A 22,046-nucleotide genomic window follows, 5' to 3' on the forward strand; every position below is an offset into this window, starting at 1 on the left:
AAGGAATGCTCATGTCTGTACAAAATAATATTACTGGCGGTGAAAGCGTGGTGCTGGAGCGCCCAGCAGCGGGTGGGGTTTACGCTTCCCTGTTTGAGAAAATCAATCTGAGCCCGGTCTCTGAGCTGAGCGCGCTGGATATCTGGCAAGATGCGCAGGCGATGTCGGATGCCACCGCCGATGAACGTCTGACTGCAGGTATGCAGGTCTTTCTGGAGTGTCTGACCAAAGCAGGCTCGAAAGTCGAAAAACTGGATAAAAGCCTGATTGATCACCATATCGCTGAGCTTGATTTTCAGATCAGCCGCCAGCTGGACGCTGTAATGCACCATGATGAATTTCAGGCGGTTGAGAGCCTGTGGCGCGGTGTGAAGTCGCTGGTGGATAAAACCGATTTTCGCCAGAATGTGAAAATTGAGCTTCTGAGTATGTCTAAAGAAGACCTGCGCCAGGACTTTGAAGACTGTCCGGAGGTGATCCAGAGTGGTCTGTATAAACACACCTACATCGACGAATATGATACCCCGGGCGGCGAGCCGATTGCGGCGCTGATTTCCGCTTACGAGTTCGACGCTTCAGCGCAGGATGTCGCTCTGCTGCGCAATATCTCTAAAGTCTCTGCTGCGGCACATATGCCGTTTATCGGCTCGGCAGGCCCGAAATTCTTCCTCAAGGAGTCAATGGAAGACGTTGCGGCGATTAAAGATATTGGTAACTATTTTGACCGCGCCGAGTACATCAAGTGGAAATCGTTCCGCGATACGGACGACGCGCGCTACATCGGTCTGGTGATGCCCCGCGTACTGGGTCGTTTGCCGTATGGTCCGGATACCGTTCCGGTTCGCAGCTTCAATTATGTCGAAGAAGTCAAAGGTCCGGATCACGACAAATACCTGTGGACCAACGCATCGTTTGCTTTTGCGTCCAACATGGTGCGCAGCTTTATCAATAATGGCTGGTGTGTACAGATCCGTGGGCCACAGGCTGGTGGTGCGGTTCAGGACCTGCCTATCCATCTGTACGATCTCGGTACTGGCAATCAGGTAAAAATCCCGAGCGAAGTGATGATTCCTGAAACCCGTGAATTCGAATTTGCGAATCTGGGCTTCATTCCTTTGTCCTACTACAAAAACCGCGACTATGCCTGCTTCTTCTCGGCTAACTCCACGCAGAAACCGGCGCTGTATGACACCGCAGATGCAACGGCGAACAGCCGCATCAATGCGCGTCTTCCGTACATCTTCCTGCTGTCGCGTATCGCCCACTACCTGAAGCTGATTCAGCGCGAAAACATTGGCACCACTAAGGATCGCCGACTGCTTGAGCTGGAACTGAATACCTGGGTCCGCAGCCTGGTGACCGAAATGACCGATCCGGGCGATGAACTTCAGGCGTCTCACCCACTGCGTGACGCGAAGGTAGTGGTGGAAGACATTGAGGACAACCCGGGCTTCTTCCGCGTGAAATTGTACGCTATCCCGCACTTCCAGGTGGAAGGGATGGACGTCAATTTGTCGCTGGTTTCCCAGATGCCGAAAGCGAAATCGTAAAAACAGGCAGGAAGCCGATGAAAACGGAACAACCGTTATGGGGTAGGGGCATTATGGTTTCTCCCCAGCATTTTCAGCAACAGGTCGCGTATGCGGCCTGGTCTGCCGAATGTATTGCCCGGCTGGGACTCATCTCACCCTGGGGGGTCATTGACGCCACTTTCGAACCGGAATCTCTCAAGCTTGGACGTCTCCAGGCCCGTCATCTGCATGTCCGTTTTCAGGACGGAACGCTGATTGATACAGACAATGCAGATTCTCTGCCGCCTGTGTTGTCGCTTGAAAGTGAATCGCAGGAAGTGACGGTGATGCTGGCGCTTCCGCTTCTGCGGGCGAATGGCGGTAACTGCCTTAAACCCGATGAAGTGGCCGAGCGCCCGGTGCGTTATCGCCAGCGCTGGCGGGATGTGCGCAATGCATTTGGGGAAGACACCCGTCAGATTGCGGTGATGCAACCGGAACTGACGCTGCGTTTTGACCATCAGAACAACAGCGATTATCTGACTTGTCCGGTCGCCCGCCTGCAGCAAGATTCGCAGGGTGCATGGCAATTAGATGAGACGTTTCTCCCCCCTCTGTTGACCATTCATGGCAGCCGCTGGCTGGTGACGCAACTGGAACAGCTAATGACCCAACTGCGGGCTCGACTCTGTCGTCTGATGGCAATGCGGCGCGAAAGCAATGAGCGTATGGCTGACTTTGCCGTGGCAGATGTATCGCTTTTCTGGCTACTCAACGCGCTGAACAGCGCAGAGCCCGTGCTTGGTCAGTTCCAGCGTAACCTGCAAAGCCCACCGGAACGTCTGTATCCGGAGCTTTCTCGCCTGGCGGGGAGCTTGCTGACATTTTCTCTGGAGCACCAGGTGAACGCCATTCCGGTCTGGCATCATGAGCAACTCAACGCGGTATTTCCGCCGTTGTTTGATTTACTTAGCGATCTGCTTGAAGCCAGTCTGCCGTCCCGCGTGGTGGCTCTGACGCTCGACTATGACCCACGACTGCACTTCTGGCAGGCTCGCCTGCATGACCCGCGTCTGCGCGAAGGAGCGGATTACTATCTTTCTGTACGGTCGCCGATACCGGTGGCGCAGTTGCAGGAACAGTTCCCGCGCCAGTGTAAAGTGGGCAGTCCTGACCATGTGCGTGGGATCGTCAACTCATCCCGCGTGGGTGTACCGCTGATGCCGCTGCGTCATGTGCCAGCCGCCATTCCGCTGCGCCTGGAAAATCAGTATTTCAGTCTCGACCTCTCGCATCCTTTGGCGGCCGAAATGCTCCAGAGCGGGACATGCATGTTTTACGTCCCGGGCATGCTTGGTGAGCCTGAACTTGAACTCTTTGCGGTACTGAGAACATGAGTGAGCGTAAACGCGGCATTGCCGTGCCTGTTGATATTGACGCACTGCTGCAGGATACCTGGCTTCAGGTCATCAGCCTTCGCCATGGCCCGCTGTTTCAGGAAGGTGAAGGTCGGGTCTTATGGGAACGCTGTATCGCTGATGTAGAGCGCGTTCAGCGTGAACTAAAAGCGAGTGAGCTCGATGAAGCCAGCTGTAGGCATATCCTCACTGCACAATGTGCATTGCTTGATGAAGCGGTAAAAGGCCGCGGTGTAGAGGATGATGCCTGTGTGCAGTGGTATGACATTCCTTTGCAGGGACACTTCCTCGGCACGATGGATGCCGGTGACACCTTGTGTGACAGGATGCGCGATGTGCTGCGTGAACCTGCACCAGACAATGCCGTACTGACCTGCTTTCAGCGGGTAATGATGCTCGGTTTTCTGGGTAGTTACCGCTCGCTAAGCGATCCTGAGCGTCAGAAGCTGGTCAGCGCCCTCAATGAACGTGTTACGCCGTTCAGCTATCCGCAGACTCACCCTGTTCTGGCAGAGAGTCGCACCGGACGGGGGACGGGAGGCTGGCTGGCGTCATGGCCCGCTCGTATCGGCCTGAGCGTGATTGTTCTTGCCGCGCTCTGGTGGGGACTGGATCAATGGCTCGATCAGATGCTGCTGACCCTGTTGCCGGGAGTCATAAAATGAGTCCTGTACAACAGCGCGGGCTTGCGCTGTGGGCCGCCCTGCTGAGTGCTGTGGTATGCCTGGCTTTTTTGCCGTTATCCCGGCTGGCTTCAGTGCTCGTTCTGCTGGCGATGATCGGGGTTATCGTCGCGTTCTGGTATATCGCCAGACCTCGTGCGGAGCATGACGCCAGCCTGCGTCTGGATGACCTTCCTGAAACCACTTACCGTCAACCTGTGGTGCTGGTTTGTGGTGATATGCCTCTGACCTGGCCGCAACAGTCACCGGTACTGACCGTCACGCAGGGATGCTGGATCCGCGTTGAGGATCATCAGGATCTGGAGCAGGTGGCCCGTCAGGTACTGTTGCAGCGCCCGGACTGGGGGCGTCAGCTGTCGGTGATGGTCAGTGTCTGTCCGCAGAAACATGTCGACAGCGAAGCCCTGACAAGTCGTCTGTTGGCTTTGCGCTGGCAAATTAGTCAGTTGCGTAAAGAAACGGGACATTCTGTGCCATTGATTCTGAATGGTCAGATAGGCAGTGCGATGACGGATGACATGCTCTGGCAGGCCGCTATTCCGGGTGAAGGGTGGACTGTCTGGCGTGAGTCGAATGCGCCTTGTTCAATTGCCGCATGGGTCACCACCGGCGGTGCGCCTGTGATGCAGCAGCAGGTGCTGATGAATAGCCTGATGAGTTGGTTCCATCAGCATGTCCAGGCGGTATTCATCGATGATAATCCTGATGTTCCGGCCATTGCACCTGCAGCAATGCTGTGGGGAATGGGGCCGATTCTTGCCGGAAGCCTTGCGTCATCGGCCTGGACGGCGTGGTTGTCGCGTCATACCGCCATGCAGCAGGTGTCTGGCTGGCACCCAGTGGGAACGGACAGTACGGTGATCTCCCCACTTCCGGATTTCATCCTGCCACAGCTACCGGAAGGGGGAGGACTCACTCCCCGTGCCCGGACCTGGCGCTGCGTCCTTGGCATTTTCACCCTGGCTGCTATCACCGCGCTGCTTTGTAGTGGCTGGAATAATCGCCAGCTATTGCATCGCGTGAGCTTCGATATTGTCCGTTACGATCGCATTTCTATGGATGACTACGGTCCGAAAGCCGACGCCGTTGCCGTCCTGCACAAGGATGCGGCATTGCTGGATGACCAGGCGCGTAACGGCGTACCGGCCCGATTAGGCCTGGGGCTTTATCAGGGGGAGCGACTCCGGATGCCGGTGCTGGAGGCCATCCGTTCGTATGTTCCTCCGCCCCCCAAACCTCAGCCGCAGCCCAAACCAGTACCGAAAATTGTGCGCCTCGACAGCATGTCGCTGTTCGATACCGGCAGATACGACCTTAAACCCGGTTCGACGAAGCTGCTGGTCAATTCCCTGGTCGGTATCAAAGCAAAACCGGGCTGGCTGATTGTTGTGTCAGGGCATACCGATAACACCGGCAATCCACAACTGAACCAGACGCTGTCCCTGAAACGTGCCGAAGCGGTACGCAACTGGATGCGTGACACCGGCGACGTGCCGGAAAGCTGTTTTGCGGTACAGGGCTATGGCGAAAGCCGTCCTGCCGCAACCAACGACACTCCGGAAGGGCGGGCGCTCAACCGTCGTGTCGAAATCAGTCTGGTACCGCAGGCCAATGCCTGTCAGATACCCGGCAAACACCCGGCGTCATCGCAGGATGATGGCGTCTCAGAAAATAAAACGGAGTAATTAACATGGCAATTCCTGTTTATCTTTGGCTGAAGGACGACGGCGGCGCGGACATTAAAGGGTCTGTGGACGTTCAGGATCGTGAAGGCAGCATCGAAGTGGTGGCACAGCAGCACAACCTGTACATCCCGACCGATAACAACACCGGCAAGCTGACCGGGACCCGTATCCACACGCCGTTCCTGTTCACTAAGGAAATCGACTCCTCCAGCCCGTACCTGTACAAGGCGGTGACCACGGGTCAGACCCTGAAATCCGCTCAGTTCAAGTGGTACAAAATCAACGATGCGGGCCAGGAAGTGGAGTACTTCAACACCAAACTTGAAAACGTCAAGGTGGTGAAAGTGAACCCGGTAATGCACGACATCAAGGATCCTTCTTTCGAGAAGCATAACCACCTTGAGCAGATCGAGCTGCGTTACGAAAAAATCACCTGGACCTACAAAGACGGCAACATCATTCATTCCGATTCCTGGAACGAACGCGCCACCGCGTAATCCTGATGCGGGCAGGTTTTTCCTGCCCGCAGTTTTTTGCTGAGCGCCTGAGACGCGGGCGCTCAGCAAAGAAAATACAACCTGCCTGCCTGACCTTATGCGCTTTGGTGAACAGCGAGGGGCGGTAGCGTGTCCAGGAACCGACAAAGAGAGAATCTCATGGAAAATCCAGCCATCCTGTTACGTCGTCTGAACCCTTACTGCGCCCGCGCGATGGAAGGGGCGGCATCGCTCTGCCAGACCCGTGCCCATGCCGAAATTCTGCCGGAGCACTGGCTGCTGAAGCTGCTGGAGCAAGGCGAGGGGGATCTCACTGTGCTGGCACGCCGCTACGAGTGGGATATGGATGGCATCTGGCAGGATCTGCTCGGCTGGCTGGATAAACAACCTCGTTCCGTGCGCCATCGGCCCCAGCTCTCAGAAGACATCCAGACTCTGATGCAGCAAGCCTGGCTACTGGCCTCACTCAATGGTGAAGAGCACATTCGCAGCGTCCATCTGCTGATGGCGCTGGTGGAAAAACCAAAACTGGCTCGTTGTGACGGCCTCTGGCCGTTGTTAACGCTTGGGCAGAGCCAGCTGGAGCGCCTGAGACCGTTGCTGGATGCGCAATCGGATGAGCGTCCGGAAATGCAGCGCGAAGCTGAACTGGCACAGAACCACGGCGGTGAGGTGGAGTTTGTCGGGCGTCCGGCTGGTGAGGAAATGGAAGAGGGGGAACTGAGTCCTGCGCTGCAGAACGCGCTGGATAAATTCACCCTTGATGTCACCGCCAAAGCGAAGGAAGGAAAGATCGATCCTGTGTTTGGCCGTGACACAGAAATCCGCCAGATGGTAGACATCCTCTCTCGTCGCCGCAAAAACAACCCGATTCTGGTCGGCGAGCCGGGCGTGGGGAAAACCGCACTGGTTGAAGGTCTGGCATTGCGTATTGCCGAGGGCAATGTGCCTGAATCCCTGAAAACGGTCACTCTGCGTACCCTCGACCTGGGCCTGCTACAGGCCGGCGCGGGCGTGAAAGGTGAGTTTGAACAGCGCCTGAAAAACGTCATTGATGCTGTGCAGCAATCGCCTGTGCCTGTCCTGCTCTTTATTGATGAAGCGCATACCATCATTGGCGCAGGCAACCAGGCAGGCGGCGCCGATGCAGCGAACCTGCTGAAACCAGCGCTGGCGCGTGGCGAACTGCGGACCATCGCGGCCACCACCTGGAGTGAGTACAAGCAGTACTTTGAACGCGATGCCGCACTGGAGCGCCGCTTCCAGATGGTAAAAGTGGATGAGCCCGACGATGACACCGCCTGCCTGATGCTACGCGGTCTGAAATCCCGCTACGCCGAGCACCATAGCGTGCACATTACCGACGATGCGGTGCGCGCGGCAGTTACGCTTTCTCGCCGCTATCTGACGGGTCGCCAGCTGCCGGACAAGGCAGTTGACCTGCTCGACACCGCCGCAGCGCGCGTCCGCATGAGCCTCGACACCGTGCCGGAGCAGCTGACCTGCATTCGCTCGCAGATCACCTCTCTTGAAATGGAGAAGCAGGCACTGCTGGAAGATATTGCTGTCGGCAATCAGAGCCATGGTGAACGCCTGACCGTCATTGAGCAGGAAGAGAACGATCTTATCGTTGTTCTCGACGAGCTTGAAACTCAATACGGGCAGGAACTGAAACTCACCGAACAACTGCTGGAAAGCCGCCAGGACATCTCCCGTCAGAGCGAGACGCACGCGCTGCAGCAGGAACTGCACGGCATGCAGCACAGCAACCCGCTGCTCTCGCTAGATGTGGATGTGCGCACCGTTGCCAATGTGATTGCTGACTGGACAGGCGTTCCGCTGTCATCACTGATGAAAGATGAGCAGACCGAACTGCTTACCCTGGAAGATGAAATTGGCAAACGTGTGGTCGGGCAGGATGTGGCGCTCGCGGCCATCGCGCAGCGCCTGCGTGCGGCAAAAACGGGTCTCACCTCCGAGAATGGCCCTCAGGGCGTGTTTCTGCTGGTGGGCCCGAGTGGGGTGGGGAAAACCGAAACCGCCCTGGCTCTGGCGGACGTGATGTACGGCGGTGAAAAATCACTGATTACCATCAACTTGTCCGAGTACCAGGAGCCTCATACTGTTTCCCAGCTGAAGGGCTCCCCTCCGGGCTACGTTGGCTACGGTCAGGGCGGTATTCTCACCGAAGCCGTGCGTAAGCGACCGTACAGCGTGGTGTTGCTGGATGAGGTGGAGAAGGCGCACCGCGACGTGATGAACCTGTTCTACCAGGTGTTCGACCGTGGCTTTATGCGTGATGGCGAAGGGCGTGAAATCGACTTCCGTAACACCGTTATTCTGATGACCTCCAACCTCGGCAGCGACCATCTGATGCAGCTGCTGGACGAACAACCTGAATCCACCGAAGGCGATCTGCACGAACTACTGCGTCCGATCCTGCGTGACCACTTCCAGCCCGCGTTGCTGGCCCGCTTCCAGACCGTGATTTACCGTCCGCTGGCGGAAGCGGCCATGCGTACCATCGTGGAAATGAAGCTGTTACAGGTTAGCAAGCGCTTGCATCGCCACTACGGCCTGACCACGCAGATTAATGAGAGCCTGTATGACGCCCTGACCGCCGCCTGCCTGCTGCCGGATACCGGGGCGCGCAATATCGACAGCCTGCTGAATCAACAAATTCTGCCGGTGCTGAGCCAGCAGTTGCTGACCCGTATGGCCGACAGACAAAAACCACGGTCGTTACACCTGAGCTGGAGCGAAGAAGAGGGCATTGGCCTGGAATTTGACGTTCAGGAGGGAGTGGACGCATGAGTAATAATCCTCCGTTAAGGTTCAGCCATAACCACCACCTGCTGGCGGTGAAAGGCTGTGAGTCCGCGCTCGACGTGCTGGCGTTTGAAGGCGATGAAGCCCTGAGCACACCGTTCCGCTACCGTATTGAATTCACCAGCGGTAACCACGCCATCAGCAAAGAGATGATGCTGATGAAAGGGGCTTCCCTGACGCTGCAGGCCCCGGTAGACCAGGGTTACGGCATCAGAGTGCAGCAGGCCGTGCGCACCCTTCAGGGGGTGGTGACCGGCTTTGAACGCCTCAGCACATCAAAAGACGAAACCCGTTATGCCCTGACGCTCCGGCCACGCCTGGCGCTGCTCGACCGCTCGCACCAGAACGCCATTTACCAGGACATGTCGGTCCCGCAAATCGTGGAAAAAATCCTGCGCGAACGTCACGGTATGCGCGGCCAGGATTTTCTGTTCTCGCTCACTAAAGAGTATCCGCGCCGTGAGCAGGTGATGCAGTACGGCGAGAATGACCTGCACTTTATCACCCGCCTGCTGGGTGAGGTCGGTATCTGGTTCCGCTTCACCACCGACACGCGCCTGAACATCGACGTGGTGGAGTTTTACGACAGCCAGCAGGGGTACGAGAAAGGCCTGACCCTGCCGTCGGTGCCGCCGTCAGGCCAGCACTCGCATGGCGTGGATTCGGTGTGGGGGATGGAGAGCCATCACAACGTGGTGCAGAAGCAGGTCAGCACCCGGGACTACAACTACCGTCAGGCCACAGAGGATATGAATACGCTGGTTGACGTCACCCGGGGGGACGCGACCACGTACGGAGAAGCGTATCACTATGCCGACAATTATCTGACGCCGGGTAGCGCGTATGAGCGTAATCCGGCACCCGAGTCCGGGGCGTTTTATGCCCGCATCCGGCACGAGCGCTACCTGAACGGCCAGACGCGGACCCGGGCCATCACCAGCAGTCCGGCGCTCTCTCCGGGGATGCTGCTCAAAGTCACCGGCGGGTATGAAGTGGCGGAGGTATTTGCGCAGGGCGTGGTCATCACGGCGATGCAGACCCACGCGCGGCGGGATGAAGACTTCAGCCTTCGTTTTGACGGTATTCCGGACAGCCCGGATTTCAGCTTCCGCCCCGAGCCGGGAGAACGTCCGGTGATGGCCGGTACGCTGCCGGCCCGCGTCACCAGTACCACTGAAAATGACACCTACGGCCATATCGATAAGGACGGGCGCTACCGCGTCAACATGCTGTTTGATCGTGACAGCTGGGAGACGGGATTCGAAAGCCTGTGGGTGCGCCAGTCACGCCCGTATGCCGGGGACACTTACGGCCTGCACCTGCCGCTGCTGGCGGGCACCGAGGTAGCGGTCGGCTTTGAGGACGGCAATCCGGACCGGCCGTACATTGCCGGCGTGCTGCATGACTCGGCGCACGGCGACCACGTCACTATCCAGAATTACAAACGCAACGTCCTGCGCACCCCGGCGAACAACAAAATCCGCCTCGATGATGAGCGCGGAAAAGAGCATATCAAGGTCAGCACGGAGTACGGTGGCAAGAGCCAGCTGAATCTGGGTCACCTGGTCGACAGCGAAAAACAGCAGCGCGGTGAGGGGTTTGAGCTCCGGACGGACAGCTGGGGTGCCATCCGTGCGCAGAAAGGGATATTCATTTCGGCGGACGGTCAGACGAAGGCGCAGGGCCAGGTGCTGGATATGGCAGCGGTTAAGCGCCAGCTATCCGACGCCCTGTCTTTGGCTGAATCACTCTCCAGTCTCCTGGAAACTGCAAATATCGATTCACTGGATAATGACACACAACAAAGTTTCTTACAGCAAAGTGTGGATACCCTGCAACAGCCTGTGATTGTGGCGGGTGCACCAGCGGGAATTGCACTTTCCACGCCTCAGCATATTCAGTTCAGTGCTAACCAGAATCAGATATTAACTGCAGGTGGGAATACGGAAATATCAGCGCTAAAACGTATTGCCTTAGTTGCTAAAAAAGCAGTGGTGGTGTTTGCACATGAGATGGGAATGAAACTGATTGCGGCGGCAGGGAAAATCGAAATGCAGGCCCAAACTGACGGGGTTGAAATTACAGCAGCGAAAGGATTAACCATTACCAGTACAGAAGATGAAATCCTTATCTCGGCGAAAAAGAAAATTACCGTGCAGTGCGGTGGTTCTTATCTGACGATTGAACCGGCCAAAATTGAACACGGCACCAATGGTTGCTTTAAAGTAAAAAGTGCTGATTTTGACTATGCGGGGCCAGCGAAACTGGACGTTCCCTATCCGAAATTTACCGCCTGCGAATCCATGGCTTCAGAAGCTTCAGGCAAGGGTGATGCGACCATACCGTTGAGCTAAGGACGACTGATGATTAATTACCTGGAGCAGCCTTTGCAATTGGCGGACCATCAATATGCAGTTATTGACCGTATGCGGGTGCCAGAACTGCCGGAAAGCTGGCCGCTTATCGAACTGGTTTCGCCGATGCTGGCACCACAAGCCCATCTTTACCCGTGGCTGATACCGTTGCATGAGCTTCCATCTGTTGAGTGGAGGACGTTGATGGCTGACCTTTCGCGATGCGCAGATCCAACTTCACCGCCGACGAGTGTCCTTTTACTGTCCAGCCCACGCCCAACAAATATTGTACGTAATCTGCTGGTGAATGCGCTGTTTTTAAAGGATACAAACCAACAGGGACATATCCTGCGTTATTACGATCCACGAGTGTTGTTTCATCTGCACTGGATGTTGAGCCCATGGCAATTGTTTAACCATCTACCCGCCCAGGAAATACCGTACTGGACATTCTGGCTGGAGGGAGAGTGGCACACACTGGCTTTCCCGGCTCGAGTTTCTTGCCAGCCCGGAGACCAAACAGAAATTCCGCTGGCGCAATTACAGCGTTGTGGGCAGATAAACCTTGCCCTGGAAAAATTGCCACCCAATGTCGATATGGCGCAGCGCCAGGAGAGCAGTCGCAAAATAGATGCATTGCTTGTGCAGGCGATGATATGTGGACTGCCGACCCAGGAAGATCGTATTGCATTTGCGCTGCATGGATTAGTGCAGCCAGAAGGTTTCTGGATGGCTCCGAAGATGGCTGCATTCCTGGCACTGTCCCAACAGGCTCCTGACTATTATCGTGATGTAACCAGTAACTGGGATGAAAATCTCTGGCAGGAGATGACCCAAATGCAGCCCTATAATAATGCATGGAACAATTAATATGAGTACACAAAAAGGCTGTAAATTCTGTATTCGCTATGGGTTGCCAATTTTACCCGTTCGCCCGGCGGTTGTGGCAAAGGATGATGCATTACCTCTTTTGCCAGGTAGCGTCACCCTACCTGCAGTAGCAAAGGGCGAAACTGCATGGACGGGACGCTTGCTGCGTGAGGGCTATTTATACATCTGGTCTGAGTCAGGTAACCGCTGGATAAATTATTTTGTCACTTGCGAAGGATATTATTACCCTCTGCCTGAAAATGGAGATGTGCCTCCTGATATTGCAAATGGCAAGTCTAAGCCATGCGTTACTCAGCCAGAAGAACTGGCGAGTGCATCACTGATAACGCTACCGGTAAAGCCCTTAGGTATGAAAAACGGCGTGTTCTGGTTCTGCTGGTCCGAAGTGGAATGGACACCTGCGGTTCGCACAAAACATGAAGATGTGTCATATCGCATCCAGTATATGCAACGTTTTGACATGGATGCCTGGATTAATAGCGGCAAGGCTGACCAGACTATTGCAATGTCAGCGCTGACAGAAACAGTGGCGGAATACAGTAAATCAGGAGAAAGCTGCAGTGCCAGAATATGGTCCCGCGCCCCCTGGAAAGCGGCCACGACATTTGAAGCCCGTTTAATCAAAAAATCGGCGGACAAGCTTTACCCAAATAAAGGCGCAATGATAGTGCTGCAGGATCCACCTGCAGTGTTGCAGGATCTCTCCGCCCTTATAGACTATGAGCTGCATAAAAATATCTATAAAAATGCGAAATATCAACGGGAGCTTGCTCTGGCTTCTGCAATTACTGGTTTGAAAGAATCGATGAATCGCCAGTTTGAGCGGGACTCTATAGAGAAGAGTGAGAGCGAAGAGCGTGTGGCGCTTTATGGTCCCTTTGGCTACGCCGGGAATAGCGATGTTCCGGATAATATGTACACTTCGATCGGCGACAAAAAAATGAAGTCTGAAGCAGCCAGGAAGTGGGCGAAGTATGAACAATACTATGAACCATCAAAAGTAGCTGACTTTCAGAAGAAATTTAATAAAATTTTACAGCAATATAACGACAGTGTCGTAAGTCCACGCACCGAAATGTATCTTGAGTGGATAAAGGGCAGCGTATTGCTCGAATATTTTAAGCATAATTTTGATACCCAGGAATTGAAAAGCGGTATTGAATATGTCCAGACGCTGAATTACTGCATTGCCGGGATGCAGGACAAAGTGGGGGTCATTCGTCATTTTAATGATTTGTTGTCAGGGACACCTACAGATGTAAAAAATATACTGGCTCGTGCTTTAATATTAAATCAGGATGTTCTGGCTGAAAAGTTAGCTAAAGCTACTGAAGGCTTTTCGGACTGGTTTGCCATTCCCTGGAATGGGATCGCCGATGCCTTTAAAGATGGTATCGAAAAAATGCGTGATAATGCTGCCGGAGTGGCAGGAATATTCATTGGGTTACTTTCAGGTATATTAACAAAACAGATCGCACAGGCATTAGAATCAAACAAAGTCTACGGCTGTTTAGTTGCGATGGGTGCAATAACAAATAAAGCACTGGTTCCTTTAGAAAAAACAGGGAAATATAAAGAGTTTGTTTCTGAAGTGGTCACGCAATTGGCTAAGGAAAGCGGACTGGACAGCAGAGCAAATAAAGACAGCTTACGACATTATGTCAGACGGGAGTTAAGACGACTCAGAATCGACGGGTTGCCAATGGAAGTTGAGGAAACAAAAAAATTTCTGGTCATGGTTGATATTGACAAAGTACACGAGATGGCATCGCTGCCACCCAAAGAGCGTGCTATTGCAATGAGTAAATTACTTCGAACCTCGGCAGATGTTGAGGCTCAGCAATTTAGCCGCTGGCAGGGGGCTGTCCAGCGTGGAGTCACAAAAGCCGGACAGGCTATGCCATTTACATTGGGGGTATGTTCCGGGATTCTTCAGGTTGCAGCACTTTTTATTTCTGCTGATATTCACAATAAAAAAACGCTCACTGCCGATCAGGGAGAAGCGCATTCCCGATTTTGGGCGGGCGTATTAGGTCTTGGAAGCACGACATTAGGCATTATCGAGACCGGTATTAAACAGTTTCAGTTATTTGCCAATGCTGCGTCGAGGCTCCGGGTTTTCAGCTCCGAAACCTTTCGTAGATGGGTGTTTGGTTACCTGGGGAAAGCGTTAGGCGTGGTGGCAGGTGTGATTGCTGTAGGATATGACTTATATCATGCCCTTAACGAATTTAATAAAGGACATACAGGGTTGGCTATTGCTTACGGTCTTTCCGCAGCGGCTGGTGTCTGGTTAGCGGTGGCAGTAGTTGCCGCTATACCTGTCGTAGGAACGTTTATTGCAGTTGTGTTTTTAATTGGTACAGCACTTTATCTGGCATTTCACAATCGCGATAACATTCAAAAATGGCTGGTGCAGTGTTTATGGCGAAGAATACCTGTTGATATAGATGAACCAAAGGTAGAACAAGAAAAATATAAGATGATAGAGGCTGCCGAACTGCCTATATGGCCAACCATGAAAATGGAAATGGATGAACTTAAATTAGCGTTGGGAGTGGAGGGATAAAATGGATTATTACGGTCTTTTCCCTAAATTTAAATTAAACCGGTTTCTTAGTGATGAAGAGAGAACGCATCAGCTAAAAAAAGACGAGACAACTGAACTGGATGGACAATCTTTAGTTCCTGATATGAAAGTGATAACACTAAATTCCCATTATCTGGAGTTGGTTGACAAATATTACTCAGCAAAAGGATTTCTTAGTTTAATCGCTGCATTTGCTTTTTTTGGATTTTCATTGCTCTATGTTACTGTGCTAATTAAGAGTGTTCCCTATATTGATTGGAAATTTTCGACTAGTGAAAAAATGTTTCTGTCGATGAGTTTGATTTGTATTCCAACCATTATAATGACATTCAAAGTCCTTAAAACAGAATGGTTTGCCTGGACACATTACCCCATTCGCTTTGACAGAAAAAACAGACTGGTGCACGTATTCCGGTTAAATGGTTCAGCCTACAGCGTTCCCTGGGATAGCGTTTTTTTCACCACAGGACTGAGCCACAGAAAAGATGCGAACAAAGACTACTACATCAGCGGTCATGTGCTGGCGGATGATAATGAAACCGTGATTGACACCTTCTGTCTGCCGGCCACGCATTCGGACAGGAAACAGCTTGAAAGGCACTGGGAGTTTGTCCGACGTTACATGGAGGAAGGGCCCGAGTCCGTCATTGGGGTTGTTGATTTTTGCCTGCCCATCGCAAAAAAACGCGAGGGCTATCGCTTTGGTCTGCTCTATCTTTTATCCGGCTTTAACGGCGCACCGTTATTTCTGTTCCCGCTCCTGTTTGTGCTGTCCTTTATTTTCAGCGTTCCGCGCTACCTGGCGATGGTGACAAGCAGGTTGCCCGTCTGGCCCGAGAGTATTGAGTCACTGTGCCGGGTTGATAAAGATGACCCTTATCGGGTCGATGCTTCTGGTAATCCTGAACATCTATGGCGGAATCTTTTCAGGAAACCATCAGCAAACAACAGGAAATAAAGATGAAAGGTATAGTGGAAATGGATGACCATAACTTAGCTCCGGGAGCTATGAAGGATAGTGCTGTTCCTGTGCTTTTCATGGCTATAATTATAGTTGCAAGCTAACATCATTACTGAATGATGCAACAACAAATAAATAATGAGTTCTGTATAAACACTGGCGAATGGCTGTAACCAAAAATGAAAACACAAAAAGGCTGCAAATTCTGTATACGCTATGGGTTACCATTTTTACCCGTTCGTCCGGCGGTTGTAGCAAAGGACGACGCATTACCTCATTTGCCTGACAGCATCACTGTACCTGTAGTAGCAAAAGGTAAAACTGCATGGACGGGGCGCTTGTTGCGAGAAGGCTATTTATATATCTGGTCTGAGTCAGGTAACCGCTGGATTAATTATTTTGCCACTGGTGAGGGATATTATTACCCGCTGCCAGAAAATGGAGATGCGCCTCCTGATATTGCAAATGGCAAGGTTAAGCCATGTAATACTCATCCAGAAGAGCTGGCGAATGCGTCACTGATAACGCTGCCGGTAAAACCCTTAGGTATGAAAAACGGTATATTCTGGTTCTGCTGGTCCGAAGTGGAATGGACACCTGCGGTCCGCGCAAAGCATGAAGACGCGTCTTATCGCATCCAGTATATGCAACCTTTTGACATGGATGCCTGGATTAATACCGGTAAGGCTGACCAGGTTATTGCAATATCAGCGCTGACTGAAACTGTGGCGGAATACTGCCAGGGTGCGTACAGCAGTGGTGTCCGCCACTGGTCCCCATCGTACTGGAAGAGGGCAAAGGCGCTGGACGGTTCGAATCTGGTGCTGGCAGCAGAGGCGCTGTCCCCGGGTAAGGGCGGGATTATTATTTTGTCAGACCCAGTGGCGGTAGCGCAGGAACTGAGTGCGTTAGTCAACTATCGCCTGAAAACCCGCTTTGCCGAAGATCCTGAATTTTCCCGTGGCATCGCGTTATCTGCAACGTTGTCTGGTCTTAAACAGGCCATGACCGAACAATTCAGAAGAGATCTAATTGCTGAAGATAAAACAACGGAACAATGGCCAAAGACGGTGGGAAGCAGGGTTATCGCAGGTATCCCGGTGCCATCGGAAAATGCTGAACAGGAAGCAGAAGAGGCGAAAGACTGGCATAACCGCACTTTTGATGAACGGTTTGAAGTCCGGGCGAAGCAGCGATGGGATAATTATGAAAAATATATTGACCGGGATAAAGAGAAAGCGTTCCTGACGAAATTAGATGCGGCCGTAAATACATACAACGAAAGCGTCATTATTCCGATGACAGAAATGTATCTTGCCTGGCTACAGAGCGAAGCACTTCCCACTTACTTTGAACATAACTTCGACACAAAAAATATCCCATGCGGGGCATTCTATCTGCAAAGCGTAACTGACTGTCTGGAAGGTATGCAGGATCAGAAGTTGGTGTCACAGTGGCTTTATAGTCAGCTCGTTGCGGAGGCTTTCAGTGCTAATAACTATATACTCCAGGCTCTGGTTTTTAATAACGATGAAATAGCGAAGCAGATCCAGGAAAAAGTCAGCAAGGTTTCTGTGGTTGATGCTATTTCGTGGGAAAATCTGATGGATGGCATCAAAGACGCCACTGAGGATTACAGTAAGGTACTGTCTGTAAAGATGGAGAGCTACCTGAGCTGCATCAGTAGTGGTTTTGTGCGCCTCTTGCAGGATATGGCATATAGCAAACCAGCAATCAGTATTGTCGCGATGGTTGCGAACAGCGGCTATGGGTTAAAAACGGTGGTGCTGACGGGTAAGCGCAAATATTTTCTTCGGGCGACTTTGCGTGAAGTCGCCCGGATGACAGATATTCATGATCGTGTTTCACAGGACAAGCTGCACCATCATCTGGATACGGCAATGCGGCGAATGGAGCTGGATGGGGTTCCGATGGAGGACACGCAGGAGCGGCGATTTATGGTGCTGATAGACCGTAATGAAGCCAGAAGAATCAGCGCATTGCCAAAAGATGTGCGTATTCAGGAAACTACCCGGTTTCTTCGTTCTGCTGACGATGTGACAGGCAGTGTGTTCCCTCGTTTTTACAGTACGAATATGTCGGGTCTGAGAGGGGCTACGGTGAATCGCCTTGCGGACACGGCGGGAGGAAGCATCCCGTTTGCAGGGTGTATGGCTTCGTTGATTTTTCAGGGGGGCGCATTAATCGGCGCGGCAGGCGAAAAAGATCTGCTGACCTGGGAAAAAGGTACACGCTTTGGTGCGAATGTGGTGGGGGCATTTGGGACTTCGCTGGAGGTGGCGGAGCGGGCGCTGAATGATCTGAGGGTGCTGAGGCTGAAGGCGATTATACGCAGTAACTTGGGAGCAAATGCGCTCAGAAAGACGACCGGGTTTATTAGTCAGGGGATTAAGGTGTGCTCAAGGGCGGCAATGATTGGTGTTTTTTGGGATGGATTAAATGGTATTAATTATTTTTTCCAAGATAATTATGGAATGATGATAGCCAGTTTTGGTTCTGCTATTGGTGGAGCGTTATTGTCTGGTATTATCACCGGTTTAGTTTTGGGGCCATTAGGAATAGCCTGGGCGTTGGTGCTGGTTTTTGGTTGTGCTATTTATATGGCGTTAAAAGGGGGTAACGATATTCAGAAATGGCTGAAAAGTTGTCTCTGGCGGAAAGTCCCGGAAGGGTTGTATGGTGCCCCAGCTATTTATCCTACCGGGATAATGGAAATGGACGCATTTAATGATGCGATTAAGTCAGAGGATGACTGAATATGACAATGTATGGCCTGTATCAGCCTTATAAAGTAAATCGTTTGTTGACTAGAGAAGATAAAAATAACCGGCTCAGGCAGGGGGGGGGCAAAAAAGTTAAATATTTTAACTGCGCGAGGTCTGTAATTCGCATGAATTCGACTTATCTTGAAACTGTGGATAAGTTCTATAAAAATAAGGGGGTGGACAGTCTTTGGGCTCTGATGATTTTTGTGGGGTTTATTGGAATTCTACTATATGTGATTTTTAGAGGGGTTACAGATTTAATTGCTATACATGGACTGGGTAAATTTTCTCTTGCTTGTTTGATGGTTCTTCCGTTTATAGCTTTTGGTGGTTATTTTGTCTTTAAAGAATGGTTTAAATGGACACATTATCCCATTCGTTTTAACCGCTGGAATGGAATGGTTTATGTATTCCGTACAAACGGAACGGTGTTATGTGCTCCCTGGAAGGAGATATTCTTTACTCAGGAGAAAGAACCGGGTCCCCTGCGTGAATGGTGCATCCGTGGGCACATTCTGGACAAGGATGGGGAAACGGTACTGGAAACCTTCAGTCTGGGATTTTGTGAAAATAAAGCATCATTGCCGGAGTATTGGGAGTTCATCCGTTGTTATATGGAAGAAGACTGCGTTGAGGATCTGGCTGAACTGGTAGTCATTTGCCCACCAGTCGAGAACAGAAAAGAAGGTTTTGTCTTTGGTCTTCAGAATCTGTTTTATATGGAGTCCCGGCTGGAGTGGTTATTTTTGCCCGTAACGCTGCTTCTGAATATTGATGGCAGCGTTGCTCGTTATATTGCGATGCAGACCAGTAAAATCCCGCAATGGCCGCAGGAGGTACAGGATGCCTGTAAGCCTGATATTGATGACTCCGTGAATGTCAGCGCTGATAACAATCCGAAAGATATGTGGCGACTGATATTTGCGAATCAGAAGTATGAAGACTGGAAAACACTGTATGACAAAATGGAAAGTGCAACGAACAGAATTCATGCGGCGCTGGCGGAACGTTATAGCGTGTGAATAAATTTTATAAAAAAATGACAGGATAATGTAGAGCGGGAGTATGGATTTCATTCTACCCTCCTGAAGAGGGGATAAAAGCAATGCTGACTGCATATTATGAGGGAAGAAATGGATAATGATATAATTGAACTATGGGAAAAAATAGAACAGCATTCTGTCAATGATAAAGAAAAGTCAATTAATGACTTCCTTGAAAAATTTACACTTACGGAATTCTGGGTTGAGTGTGAAGAATATGGTGAGAAGTTAGGTTTTGTGCTTAATGAAGCAACTGAAGATGATCTGAAATCGTTGCTATTTGTATATCCAGTGGATGGAGAAGAACCGCCGGATATGTTAACTAATGCAATAAATAAAGGAGGTAGAAAATTTCATAAATTTGATGGCGCTTCATTGTTGGGGATTTTACATGGTATTGGATGCTCTTTGATGATTGTATCCTCGGCACGGAAATTTGTTTGTATTAAGAAAGATATTATAAATAAATTTTATATTACTTTGACCGGTAATGTGAATTCTGGAAATAGTACTGGTGGTATACCCAAGAAATGGTTTTGGGTTGGTGTCGCTGCAATTGTATTGCTGTGTATCCTGGGGGGGAGGTTTTATCAGAAAAATTACTCCCAGGTATCAATGACTAATTTATCTGAGATATCGTGGCGAACAGTAAAAATTGACATTGCAAAAGGTAATTTCTCGGTAGATCTACCATTTAATTATGAAACTGATAGCTGGAAGAAAGATTTGGCTTATGAACTTCAGTCAGGAAATGTCTTTAGAGTCTATAAGAGCAACGATGCTGTCTTTCGTAATCATATTATTAATATTGGTTTTATCCCCTCCGGAACATCACTTTCTGAATCAATGACTGATTTGGATGCTGAAACCAGTTTGATGCTGTCTGCAATGCAGAAAAGATTGGGAGAAATAAAAATAAGCAGCAGAGAACATGTTGATATTAACAATAAAGATATGCTTATGGTTAAGGGGAATATGAAAGTAAACGGCGATGATGCGAGACTTACTACTGTTGTTGCGTTAACAGGGATGGGGGTTATGTGGATACAAGTGATCTCTATAAGAGGAGATTCTGAAGAACATGACTTTTTTGCAAATAAAATAATTAACAGTGTTGAGATAATGAAATGAAAGGCATTATCCGTAAAAACGACAAACTTTCCAGCGGTGGTTATGTCGCAGTAGGTTCTGAAACTATGAAATTTGGTGGTATCGGTGTGGCGCATAAGGACGACCCGGTGAGTTGCCCACTGAAGGGGCACAGTCCTTCTTTTATTGCAGAAGGCCATCCGACATTTAGGGATAATGGCAGACAGGTTGCCTTTCACGGCTATAAATGTACCTGCGGATGTACACTGATCGCTTCTTTAAGTAATGCTACTACGAGTAAATAATGCCCGTTGATCTTACCTGTATTCCACCACGTGCAAAACGACGATCTGCACCTGCTTTTAAGCGCTGGGTGATACTCCTGGTTGTACTTATTATGGCCGGAGCGGGGATCACCGCCTTTTTCTGGCCTACCAGTTCGCCCACTCATACGGCTACGTTCTGGTTTTGTTTTCTTGGAATCCCCTCAGTCATTGGTGGGGTTGCATTTGCGTTTCGCTGGCTGATTTATCTTGCTGGGGAATGGCTGGCAGATGGCTGGGATGCGACCAGGGAGTGGGATCTTGCTCAGGACATTCGGTCCGGTCAGCGTAGTCTCGGTATGTTAGGTTACGTAGTTCACCTGCCGCATGTCATTTCCTCTGAATCCATTTCGCAACAGATGCAAGTACCTGAAGGTATTATATTGCCTACAAAGGTGGACGAGAATAGCGAGTTGCTTATCCACCACGCCAGTTTTAGCGATATGGGATTGCCTGTACTGGTGAGAGTAAAAGAACGGATAAACTCCTTGCTAAGGGAGACTGCGCTACAAAACGTATTTCAACGTATGCCCCAAAAGTCCCCCCTGGCTGTGTTATTTCAGTTCAGCCCGGATATATCTTTATTACCCGAAGAGCTCGCCGTGATAAAGCAATTGGTGCAAAACAGCATTGGTTTCCCTTTCAATATTACTTTTATCAGCGGGGAAGGATTACAGGCGATTGATGCGTGGCTTGATAGGCCAGATGCGATGCAGACCCTGCTTGTTATTACTCTGAACCTTACTGAAAAAATCATAGATGGTACCGGGGAAGCGGCGGCAGCACTATTGATGAGTTCACCTGAAAGACCTGAGGTAAACCGGAACGTTGTGGCTCAGGTCCATCGACCTGAACAGATGAAGACTACGCAAGATATGAGTAGCGCGCTTATGCAGTCATTACACTGGGGAGAGTCTGCTCCAGAAGAGATAAAACACGTCTGGTTAACGGGCACGGGTGTCAGCAATAAAGCAACAGCCTTGCTCTCAACCTCTGGTGTTCGATTTCCTGTTGCCGGACAACCATGTGATATTGATTTAAAAACAGGACTGACGAGGAATGTTTCACCCTGGCTTGCGATAGCTGTTGCCGCTGACCAGGCTGGACAGTCTGAATCATCACAGCTTGTTATGTACGTTCCGGACGAAAGTAAATATCCCTGGTTTATGATTGTTTGCCCTGTAGCGAAATAACTCACCAGCATTATCCATTGTCTGTGAACCGATGAGTTTACTTTCGGTTCCAGTTTTCCCACGACTGATAAAACTGCCATCAGCTTTTTGATCGGAGTGCACTGAAGTGACGCGTCTTTTGGCAATATTTAAAAATACAACGTTCCAGCTATGGCTGATTCTTTTGTTTCTTTTTGTAGTGGGAACGACAGTT

General features: G+C 50.9%; 15 protein-coding genes and 1 pseudogene. All 16 read left to right on the top strand.

Translation table 11 applies throughout. The features are described from left to right. Nucleotides 1–5: 5 nt before the first annotated feature. The 16 genes and pseudogenes from tssC to IM291_RS07215 all read left to right on the top strand — a co-directional run bounded on the left by tssC (nt 6) and on the right by IM291_RS07215 (nt 21,853). Entirely contained in the window at nt 6–1,550 is a 1,545-nt protein-coding gene (gene tssC / locus IM291_RS07145) for a type VI secretion system contractile sheath large subunit (protein ID WP_049000936.1), read from the top strand. A 17-nt stretch (nt 1,551–1,567) separates the two neighbouring features. Then, the gene (tssK, locus tag IM291_RS07150) at nt 1,568–2,908 is read left to right on the top strand and encodes a type VI secretion system baseplate subunit TssK (RefSeq protein WP_049000934.1); all 1,341 of its coding nucleotides are present in this window, start codon (nt 1,568–1,570) and stop codon (nt 2,906–2,908) included. Continuing rightward, on the top strand, nt 2,905–3,594 hold the full coding sequence (gene tssL / locus IM291_RS07155; RefSeq protein ID WP_041908837.1) for a type VI secretion system protein TssL, short form: 690 nt from the start codon (nt 2,905–2,907) through the stop codon (nt 3,592–3,594). Before tssK ends, tssL begins: the two co-directional genes overlap by 4 nt. Next, nucleotides 3,591–5,297, top strand: coding sequence for an OmpA family protein (locus IM291_RS07160; protein ID WP_048959739.1), 1,707 nt, complete (start codon nt 3,591–3,593; stop codon nt 5,295–5,297). Before tssL ends, IM291_RS07160 begins: the two co-directional genes overlap by 4 nt. Nucleotides 5,298–5,302: 5 nt before the next feature. Beyond that, a complete protein-coding gene (gene hcp / locus IM291_RS07165; protein ID WP_192971236.1) occupies nt 5,303–5,794 on the top strand; it encodes a type VI secretion system effector Hcp in 492 nt (163 codons plus the stop codon). A 159-nt stretch (nt 5,795–5,953) separates the two neighbouring features. After that, a complete protein-coding gene (gene tssH / locus IM291_RS07170; RefSeq protein ID WP_049000925.1) occupies nt 5,954–8,608 on the top strand; it encodes a type VI secretion system ATPase TssH in 2,655 nt (884 codons plus the stop codon). Further along, nucleotides 8,605–10,324 (top strand): annotated as a pseudogene (gene vgrG, locus IM291_RS07175) (type VI secretion system tip protein VgrG); the annotation flags it as partial. The gene tssH and the pseudogene vgrG, both read left to right, overlap by 4 nt. Next, the gene (locus IM291_RS22095; protein WP_370528517.1) at nt 10,321–10,977 is read left to right on the top strand and encodes a DUF2345 domain-containing protein; all 657 of its coding nucleotides are present in this window, start codon (nt 10,321–10,323) and stop codon (nt 10,975–10,977) included. The pseudogene vgrG and the gene IM291_RS22095, both read left to right, overlap by 4 nt. Before the next feature lie 9 nt (nt 10,978–10,986). After that, a complete protein-coding gene (locus IM291_RS07180) occupies nt 10,987–11,847 on the top strand; it encodes a DUF4123 domain-containing protein (RefSeq protein WP_192986447.1) in 861 nt (286 codons plus the stop codon). 1 nt (nt 11,848) lies between these two features. After that, nucleotides 11,849–14,437, top strand: a complete 2,589-nt coding sequence (locus tag IM291_RS07185; protein WP_192986448.1) for a T6SS effector BTH_I2691 family protein — start codon at nt 11,849–11,851, stop codon at nt 14,435–14,437. 1 nt (nt 14,438) lies between these two features. Further along, complete coding sequence (locus IM291_RS07190) at nt 14,439–15,416, top strand: DUF6708 domain-containing protein (protein ID WP_192971240.1); 978 nt, start codon at nt 14,439–14,441, stop codon at nt 15,414–15,416. A 182-nt stretch (nt 15,417–15,598) separates the two neighbouring features. Then, complete coding sequence (locus tag IM291_RS07195; RefSeq protein WP_192986450.1) at nt 15,599–18,196, top strand: T6SS effector BTH_I2691 family protein; 2,598 nt, start codon at nt 15,599–15,601, stop codon at nt 18,194–18,196. 2 nt (nt 18,197–18,198) lie between these two features. Then, a complete protein-coding gene (locus tag IM291_RS07200; protein WP_049000916.1) occupies nt 18,199–19,227 on the top strand; it encodes a DUF6708 domain-containing protein in 1,029 nt (342 codons plus the stop codon). A 111-nt stretch (nt 19,228–19,338) separates the two neighbouring features. Beyond that, nucleotides 19,339–20,379, top strand: coding sequence for a hypothetical protein (locus tag IM291_RS07205; protein WP_192986451.1), 1,041 nt, complete (start codon nt 19,339–19,341; stop codon nt 20,377–20,379). Further along, nucleotides 20,376–20,642, top strand: coding sequence for a PAAR domain-containing protein (locus IM291_RS07210; RefSeq protein WP_075206567.1), 267 nt, complete (start codon nt 20,376–20,378; stop codon nt 20,640–20,642). Before IM291_RS07205 ends, IM291_RS07210 begins: the two co-directional genes overlap by 4 nt. Then, a complete protein-coding gene (locus IM291_RS07215) occupies nt 20,642–21,853 on the top strand; it encodes a hypothetical protein (protein ID WP_192986453.1) in 1,212 nt (403 codons plus the stop codon). The genes IM291_RS07210 and IM291_RS07215 overlap by 1 nt, the downstream gene beginning before the upstream one ends. The last annotated feature ends 193 nt before the right edge of the window (nt 21,854–22,046 follow it).

The organism is Enterobacter cloacae complex sp. P27C (assembly GCF_014895705.1).
GTDB lineage: Bacteria > Pseudomonadota > Gammaproteobacteria > Enterobacterales > Enterobacteriaceae > Enterobacter > Enterobacter bugandensis.

Coding starts and splice junctions, on each gene's coding strand:
- tssL (WP_041908837.1), top strand. CDS start 2,905: ATGAGTGAGCGTAAACGCGGCATTGCCGTGCCTGTTGATATTGACGCA.
- tssH (WP_049000925.1), top strand. CDS start 5,954: ATGGAAAATCCAGCCATCCTGTTACGTCGTCTGAACCCTTACTGCGCC.
- IM291_RS22095 (WP_370528517.1), top strand. CDS start 10,321: ATGGCAGCGGTTAAGCGCCAGCTATCCGACGCCCTGTCTTTGGCTGAA.
- IM291_RS07160 (WP_048959739.1), top strand. CDS start 3,591: ATGAGTCCTGTACAACAGCGCGGGCTTGCGCTGTGGGCCGCCCTGCTG.
- IM291_RS07210 (WP_075206567.1), top strand. CDS start 20,376: ATGAAAGGCATTATCCGTAAAAACGACAAACTTTCCAGCGGTGGTTAT.
- IM291_RS07215 (WP_192986453.1), top strand. CDS start 20,642: ATGCCCGTTGATCTTACCTGTATTCCACCACGTGCAAAACGACGATCT.
- IM291_RS07195 (WP_192986450.1), top strand. CDS start 15,599: ATGAAAACACAAAAAGGCTGCAAATTCTGTATACGCTATGGGTTACCA.
- IM291_RS07190 (WP_192971240.1), top strand. CDS start 14,439: ATGGATTATTACGGTCTTTTCCCTAAATTTAAATTAAACCGGTTTCTT.
- IM291_RS07180 (WP_192986447.1), top strand. CDS start 10,987: ATGATTAATTACCTGGAGCAGCCTTTGCAATTGGCGGACCATCAATAT.
- tssK (WP_049000934.1), top strand. CDS start 1,568: ATGAAAACGGAACAACCGTTATGGGGTAGGGGCATTATGGTTTCTCCC.
- IM291_RS07200 (WP_049000916.1), top strand. CDS start 18,199: ATGACAATGTATGGCCTGTATCAGCCTTATAAAGTAAATCGTTTGTTG.
- hcp (WP_192971236.1), top strand. CDS start 5,303: ATGGCAATTCCTGTTTATCTTTGGCTGAAGGACGACGGCGGCGCGGAC.
- tssC (WP_049000936.1), top strand. CDS start 6: ATGCTCATGTCTGTACAAAATAATATTACTGGCGGTGAAAGCGTGGTG.
- IM291_RS07205 (WP_192986451.1), top strand. CDS start 19,339: ATGGATAATGATATAATTGAACTATGGGAAAAAATAGAACAGCATTCT.
- IM291_RS07185 (WP_192986448.1), top strand. CDS start 11,849: ATGAGTACACAAAAAGGCTGTAAATTCTGTATTCGCTATGGGTTGCCA.